The organism is Bradyrhizobium huanghuaihaiense, assembly GCF_007830635.1.
In the GTDB taxonomy this organism is placed as follows: Bacteria; Pseudomonadota; Alphaproteobacteria; order Rhizobiales; family Xanthobacteraceae; genus Bradyrhizobium; species Bradyrhizobium huanghuaihaiense.
In genome coordinates this window covers 1-7,070 of record NZ_VLLA01000071.1, presented here as the reverse complement: position 1 = coordinate 7,070, position 7,070 = coordinate 1, and the positions used below count along the sequence as shown (strand labels likewise).

Genomic DNA, 7,070 nt, shown 5'->3' with positions numbered 1-7,070 from the left:
GGTCAAATACGAAGAAGTTTATCTCCGCGCCTACGACAGCGTGTCCGAGGCGCGAGCGTCAATTGCCAAGTATCTGGCCTTCTACAATCAGGGACGCCCTCACTCGAGCCTTGACGGGCGCACGCCCGACGAGGCTTACTTCGGCACGCAAGCTATGGTGATGGCCGCATGACCGTCGCCGACGATTTTGTCGTCGCTCTGGTCGGGCTACGCCCTCCCGACGCAACGACAAAATCGTAAAGCCCCGCGTTCAGCATAACCCGGCAGGAATCCACTTAAATCCAGCGGGGCGCTGTCCAAACAACCGGGGCCAGCTCTGACGCTATAGATCTTGCAATTGCTTCAAAGGCAAGATCACCATCTAAATACTCCCGACGTTCAGCTGAGAAGTTCGAAGTATCCCACCCTCGCGAATGCCGATTATTGATCGCCTCGTTCATGCAACGTGAGCCCCATCTGGAAAGCGAAGAAACAGATCAAGCTTATCTATGTCGTGCACACTGGCGACATGATGAAGGAACGTGACATTGGCTGCATGCGAAGCTGAGATGAGGTCCGACAAGAGTTTTGCGTTCTCCAGGCTCGTCCCGGCCAGAGCCTCTCGATCCGCAGCGACGTCCTCATGACCCGTGTTCGTAAAGTAGGTGTGCATCTTTCCTAAGACGCCCACAATAACGTCTGAGATCTGAAGCCCTAGCTCGGCTTTGGAATCCGCAAATCGGAAGTTCGCAACCGGTTTCCCCTGGCTGGTCAGAGGTGTTTCCAGCAGGCGGTCGTGGATGACCTTCTCCATGTCGAAGATGTGGGTCGAATTCTTGAAGATCGCGATACGTCCCTGGTAAAAGGTACTGAACTCATCGATGAGCAGGTTCGGGTAATAACCTTCAATGAACTCCAGACTCTCCAGCGCCCGTCCGGCCTGCAGTACACCTTTCAACATCATTGCATTGAAATGCCGGAGGACATCACTGTTACGTTCGAGAATCTCAATGAGCCTGTCGAGGAAGGGTCTCCGCCCCTCGGGTGATAACCCCGGATAGCCGAAATCGTGAAATAGCTGGATGGTTGCGGCCAGTTCGCAGCGCAGCACTGCGACGAGGTCGCTTTTCAGCAAGACGTGGTATTGCAAGAGCATCGGATTGCCAAGTTCAGGCACGATCGAATCGATGATATCTGCAACTGACCAGTAGAATGGATCCAGCTCGTGATAGTGGATCATCAACCCGTTATCGATAAGCCATCGAAGGAACGTGGTCAGCTTTCGGGAGCGAAGAACGTCAAGAAAGTTACCCTTGGCGACATGCTCCAGTTTGATTTCCGGAGCCGTCTTCTGGATACGCATCGCTTCTCGAAGCGATTGAATCTCAATCGGTCGCGGTGCTCCTTCATGCACAATGCCGCCGAGGACGAATACCTTCAGCTCAGCAACGTTCAAACGTCCATCGTCAATATACAACTTGCGGATATTGTTGGTCTCATCGTGATAAAACGTATAGACGCCGTCGGCCTTGGTCAAACCATGTAGCTGGATTTCAGCATCCCGAAGTTCGTCAATATCCATCCATTCCCACTCTTAGGCCGCAGCTCGCGAGGATGCGCGACGAACGGGCTTATGACGGATAACGACGTCCACACGATAATTAAGCCGATCTAGGCATCGAACAATCCTGTCGATCGAGAACTTCCCTACGCGGCCGGTCACTAGGGCAGATACATCAGGCTGTTTAAGGCCTAGCAGTTCGGCAGCCTTTGTCTGAGTCAACTTGCGACGTTTGATGATCGCACGAAGCTCACGAATAAGTTTGGCTTTGAGGAGTTCTTCCTCAGGATTGGCAAAGCCAAGGTCAGCGAAAATATTATCGCTGCCTGCGGTTGCTTTAATTGCCTTACTCATTTCTTGCCTCCTTTTCCGTAGTTCTCTTGGTAATGAGCCTCGGCTGCCTTCAACCGGGCCTGAATTACCAAGATGTCGTGCTCCGGAGTCTCAATCCCCTTCTTCGACTTCTTTTGGAAGGCATGAAGGACATAGATAACGCCAGCGAAGCGTACGGTGTAGACGGCACGGAACGTATCGCCATCTTCATCGTCGATGACCTCCAGTACACTCCGGCCACCAAAGCCCTTTAAGGCCTTGGCACGAGGATGCTCGTCGCCGTTTTGTGCATCATTGATCGCAAACCCCATGACGCGGCGAACCTCGTCCGGGAAAGCTCGTAGATCGTCCTTTGACGATCCGATCCAAACTACGGGCTTCTGTGTGGTCATTCGCCCTTCTCTTATAGCACTACTGCTATAATTTTGCAAGGGTTTCCTGACGGGCTTATAAATGGCGAATTTCCGCCACTGCCCGTCGACGACCTCTCCGATCCTGTCCATCAACGTCGCTAGGCGTACTTTTGATGGCCTCGATCTTGGGTTGAAGCTATGGTGATCGCCACTGGGGAGGGGGCAATATCCTCATAAATCGAACCGGAACGAATGGTCTAGCTGTGGCGACTGATTGATCGGGGCGCTTTGGGCGCGTCAAAGTGATCAGCGAGGACCGGTCCTCTTTGCTGAAGCCAGCCAGCCAGCAAGCAATATTTTGAGGCTGGAGCTCCTGAGATCAGATGCCACCCAAGCTGCCTGCATTGGCAACACGCTCCCGGAAGGCGCCGCGCGTCAGTCAGGATCTACTCAGGCGCTTTACATGGTAGATCAGATCAATCGACGTATGTCTTGCGATCTTCGGTCCTACCACGCGAATGCGCTTGGCATTACTGGTCCGCAAATGATGATCTTGATGGCTCTGACGGAGCTGGAAGAAGATGGTGTTCCCGTCAATGCTGTCGCGAAGCTGATGAGAGTCGAGTCGGGTTTCATCACCAAGCAATCGAGGGAGCTTGAGGTAAGCAGTTCGTGCGCCGGAAATCCGACATGAATGATGCCAGGTACGTCCTTTTGTCGCTCACGGGCATCGCTCGCAAGATCCTTACGAGCAGCAGAAAGAGGTTGAGCAGTTCGTCTTTGATTATGTCAGCATTCAGGAGTTCGCCAAACTGGCCGCCTGTTTGAATGGACTCAGGTCTCGGTTGGAGAAGGCTCGGCTGCACGCCGCGCTGAACTCTGAGACAGATTGAGACAGTACTGGGAAGAGCGCGGGCCTTCTGCTATCTTCCGAGAGATCTGAGCCAGAAGATCCGTTTCGAATAGTGTCGCCCCGCCCCAGGAGCGGATATCGCCGTCCAGATGCAAGGATGGCACCGGGCGCAGTCGAACGAACGGACCAATCAGCCGATTCAGCGGCTGGGGTCGAGCGAACCGCGACACGAGTCTGAACGGTCCGTCCGTCATCCAACGCTGCTTGGCTGACCTGACGACGTTCGCCTCAGCGCAATTGCCTTCCCTGTCGCTCGAAGGCGTACATCGGATTGATACCGCAATAAGCGTAGGTGCCGGATGCGGTAGCCATGCACTGACTGTAGGTCGAGAACTGGCAGTTGCCCGGATATCCCCAGGCTCGGCCCTGCACGCAATAAACGTCTTGGCGAGCCGGTGGGGTGTACGAATGAACCCGTGAAGCAGCGGTCAAATCTGATCCAAAGCTGACGAGGATAGGAAGTGCTAGGATTCCGGTAGCGAGAAGGTAAGGCATGAGATCTCTTGCCTCCTTAATTCGCTGAAGGATAGAGCATCCGTATTAGAGGTTTGATCTTAGTCAATTGCCGGTGTCGGGTCCAGTTGGACCATCGTCAGCGAGACAATCACCCGTGGCAGAGCCTCGACGGGGGCTCTTGAGCAGACGTTGGATATCAGGGTGGGCTTAAGAGGGCCGGAGCCGATTATCCGCACCCGTCCTTGGTCTTGGACACACTCGCTCGCGATCCGAAGCCGCCTTTCAAAGATACTCCGCAGTGAAACGCATCTTTTAAGCGCGACTTGTCGCCTTCGCGCAGCAGAACACTCGTATGGCACTCAATCCATGATCGCTTCGTTCGCTCCGACGCGCGTTGCGGGCCCCCCCTCGACCGGATGACAACACATTGCGTCACCTCAACTGCTGCGCGCGCACTGCGTCACAATGACACGACTTCTCCTCTTCATGGCCGCTTGTTACAATGACATCCATAGATTGCGCCGGATCAATTCGCGAGGCTCCCCTTCGTATATTCTGGTTCAGGAGTGTCGGACCATGTTCGTGAGCATCACCACAGACCATAGATCCCTAATCAATTCGCTCAGTGAGCTCGGCATATCGAGCGGCTCGAATCCGATCGTCAGCTTGAGTGAATTCACTTACAAGAAAGGTAAAACCATCTACATCGAGAGTGAGCCAGCCGAGTACGTCTACCAGGTCAGGAAAGGCGCGGTACGGACCTGCAAATTACTCTCCGATGGGCGGCGCCAGATTGGCGCATTTCATTTGCCGGGTGATATTTTTGGACTCGAGAACGGCGGAGTCCACCGATTTAGGGCGGAAGCGATCATCCAAACCGCTGTTCGCCTGATCAGGCGGCAACACCTTGAGACGGTCGCCGAGAATGACGCGGTTGTCTGGCGCACCTTGCTCAGCTTGACGACGAATAACTTGCAACACGCCGAAGACCATATGCTGCTGCTCGGACGTAAAACTGCTCTGGAGCGCGTTGCCGCGTTCTTGCACGAGATGGATGAACGACTCACGGCTGCTGACGTGATCTCGCTCCCAATGTCTCGGCGCGACATCGCCGATTACCTTGGTTTGACCGTCGAAACCGTTTCGCGTGCAGTGTCGCAATTGCACACTGATGGTGTCCTCGATTTCATCGGCAATACCCAACGCGAGATCGTGATTCTGGACCGGCAGCGGCTCGCGAGCCTTGACCTGCAAAGCTAACATGCGGACGGCGTGAAAAGCTTCGGTCGCGGTTAGGATCGCCCGCAGCAACTACCGCACTTTCAGGAAAATTGATCTCACCTCCGAGGCGCAACCAATCAGCTATCGAGTGCTATTTCCCGAACGCTGCGATGTACCTTCGGGCGGTGCCGGTAAACACCGCCGGATCATACAGGCCCTTGAGCCAACGCCGGTGACGACGGCAAACCATTGCAATAGACTCGACCGCCGTTTCGATCTCGAATGGAATGCATTCGGGTTTCACGCGCGCCGCAACGTCTCAAAGGCGAAATCACCCAGAAGGTCGGCACGCCTGTTCATTTGTACAGCATAAACGCCGGTACGTTTTCGTGTCCGAAGCTCATTCGAAACAACACGACGAACGTCTAAGCATGCGCTTTTGGCCGGACGGGCCGTGCCCAATTAATCCTCCATCAAGGCCACTTCCGGGAAAATACGGGGGCTTGCCTTCGATTTACAATTTGCAACTTGCCCGATCGCTCCGGCTTCGCTTGAATGTCCTCATGCGGGGCTGGACTGTGATCGTGCTTCTGGGCCTTACAGCCATAGGAGCTTATTCCGTCGGCCGTCAGGACGGGCGACCCTCTACTTCTGCGCCTGCAATGGTAGCGCAGCTAACCAGCCCCCCAGCAAGTCCGCTCGCGCTAACGGCGGTGCCGGGCAGCCCTTCGCAGCCGCAAGCTTCCAAGACTGCTCCGCCCGGCCCGCGTGGCGCCACCGCAATACCCAAGACACTGCAAGATCCCGCCCCACAGCAAACCGACACAAAACGCAAGATCGAAGTTGCGCTGACCGCCGCGGCCATCGCCGCGATCCTGATTAAGGCCAGCCGGGATCAATATCACGCAACCGGCAGACCCTGCGCCTGCCCGGATGACACGATGCGCAATGGCCGGGCATGCGGCAGCAGAAGCGCCTATTCGCGGCCGGGCGGCGCGGCACCGCTGTGCTACCTGGGTGATGTTACGACAGCAATGATAGACGAGTATCGAAAAAAGATAACTCGATAGTTGTTGTGGGGCGGGGCTGGTTCAGTTCAGCGATTTCTTCACTGGGGGGTTGCGCTCCTCGCCTTAGCCGTTGCGGCGACGACACTAGCAGGATGCATCACAACATCCATACAAAAGGTATGCAGGCCGGGACCTTCCCTCCGAACCGGTCAATCGGATAGCCGCTTACGTCGCGGGCCCCCGCTCTAGTTTCTAGCATTCAGGCGACTATCTCAGAGGAAGGAAGAAAGCCGGCGTCGTTGCTGAAGATGGGTTGGTGTTGTTTCCACCAATGCGGACGTACACCATGCAGAAATTCGTCAGGGGCTTGCGACCAACAACATTGATGGCGTGCTAGTCCTGAACGTCGGTGACACTGCGGTCCAGCAGCAGTATGCTGGACCGATCTTGAGTGGCCCGTATTCAGGTCCCTCCACCACGAACGGGACTATCAACACATTCGGGCACGTGTCGTCGTCAGCGTCGCTGAATGGAACATCGTCGGGTACGATTACCCGCAACATCTACTCCCGGTCTGTCTTGTGGGATGGATATTTGGGGCTAGTCTAGAAACGAAACTTCGAACCTGAGCCTTCGGAGAAATTCTTTGAGCCTATTCAAGAGTGCCGATTAGGGCCGTTGAAATAGCATGAGCGAGAACTTGGCGGTTTTCTGGGTTGCTCACCATTGTCGCGTGGTTGCCTGGAACAGGTACCGCATGAATGGCCCCCGCATCGACGACCAGGTCCCAGCCAAGCTTTGGCAGGTTTGCATCGCGACCAGATTGCTTGTCAGGCGGTACCCAACGACTAAGAGGCTCACTGGCATAAAACTGGTATATTTCAATTGGGAGCGACGGAATGCGATACGATTGTAGCGCCCGTTGAAATGCCGCGGCCCTTTGATACATCGAGACGTCACTGTGAAGATCGTGATCTGGAGCTAACGCTCCTGTTTGCTGCGCCTTTTCGAGCAACTCAGAGATGGAACATTGTTCCGTGTCGCGTTCTAAAACCTCGCGATATTCATCGCGCAAGGTTCCACAACGATCCAAAACAAACTCTCGCGCCAAATTCTTCAGTGATGCGTTCGAAGAAGCCCCAGGTAGACACACCAAGGAGCTCGGCCCAGATCTGCGCCAGCGCCGTCTCGACCTCACCTTGCGGTAACTGGTAGGCCGCCAGCGCATAGGCCTGATCGGACGG

General features: G+C 55.2%; 9 protein-coding genes. 3 read left to right on the top strand and 6 right to left on the bottom strand.

Features of this window, described 5'->3' with window-relative positions:
* Positions 1-172 (top strand): integrase core domain-containing protein (locus tag IQ16_RS44315; protein WP_145831711.1); only part of this gene is annotated, 172 nt, incomplete at its 5' end.
* Positions 173-436: 264 nt separating this feature from the next.
* Here the strand turns inward: IQ16_RS44315 and IQ16_RS44310 are convergent.
* The 3 genes from IQ16_RS44310 to IQ16_RS44300 are packed head-to-tail and all read right to left on the bottom strand — an operon-like array spanning position 437 to position 2,265.
* On the bottom strand, positions 437-1,561 hold the full coding sequence (locus IQ16_RS44310) for a DUF3800 domain-containing protein (protein WP_011084910.1): 1,125 nt from the start codon (positions 1,559-1,561) through the stop codon (positions 437-439).
* A 12-nt stretch (positions 1,562-1,573) separates the two neighbouring features.
* Positions 1,574-1,894 carry a helix-turn-helix domain-containing protein gene (locus IQ16_RS44305; RefSeq protein WP_011084909.1) on the bottom strand — a complete coding sequence of 107 codons (321 nt, stop codon included), beginning with the start codon at positions 1,892-1,894 and terminating at the stop codon, positions 1,574-1,576.
* A complete protein-coding gene (locus IQ16_RS44300; protein WP_035668596.1) occupies positions 1,891-2,265 on the bottom strand; it encodes a type II toxin-antitoxin system RelE/ParE family toxin in 375 nt (124 codons plus the stop codon). The genes IQ16_RS44305 and IQ16_RS44300 overlap by 4 nt, the downstream gene beginning before the upstream one ends.
* 235 nt (positions 2,266-2,500) lie before the next feature.
* Between IQ16_RS44300 and IQ16_RS47205 the strand changes: the two genes are divergently transcribed.
* On the top strand, positions 2,501-2,920 hold the full coding sequence (locus IQ16_RS47205; protein ID WP_223153697.1) for a hypothetical protein: 420 nt from the start codon (positions 2,501-2,503) through the stop codon (positions 2,918-2,920).
* A gap of 447 nt (positions 2,921-3,367) precedes the next feature.
* On the opposite strand, the gene IQ16_RS44280 is transcribed toward IQ16_RS47205, so the two are convergent.
* Entirely contained in the window at positions 3,368-3,634 is a 267-nt protein-coding gene (locus IQ16_RS44280) for a DUF3551 domain-containing protein (protein ID WP_145832234.1), read from the bottom strand.
* Positions 3,635-4,171: 537 nt separating this feature from the next.
* Between IQ16_RS44280 and IQ16_RS44275 the strand changes: the two genes are divergently transcribed.
* Complete coding sequence (locus IQ16_RS44275; RefSeq protein WP_026312933.1) at positions 4,172-4,855, top strand: helix-turn-helix domain-containing protein; 684 nt, start codon at positions 4,172-4,174, stop codon at positions 4,853-4,855.
* 1,623 nt (positions 4,856-6,478) lie between these two features.
* On the opposite strand, the gene IQ16_RS44265 is transcribed toward IQ16_RS44275, so the two are convergent.
* Together IQ16_RS44265 and IQ16_RS46275 are read right to left on the bottom strand one after the other, a co-directional pair.
* Entirely contained in the window at positions 6,479-6,901 is a 423-nt protein-coding gene (locus tag IQ16_RS44265) for a hypothetical protein (RefSeq protein ID WP_157789304.1), read from the bottom strand.
* A partial coding sequence (locus tag IQ16_RS46275) for a hypothetical protein (RefSeq protein WP_167526386.1) occupies positions 6,891-7,070 on the bottom strand: 180 nt, incomplete at its 5' end. The genes IQ16_RS46275 and IQ16_RS44265, both read right to left, overlap by 11 nt.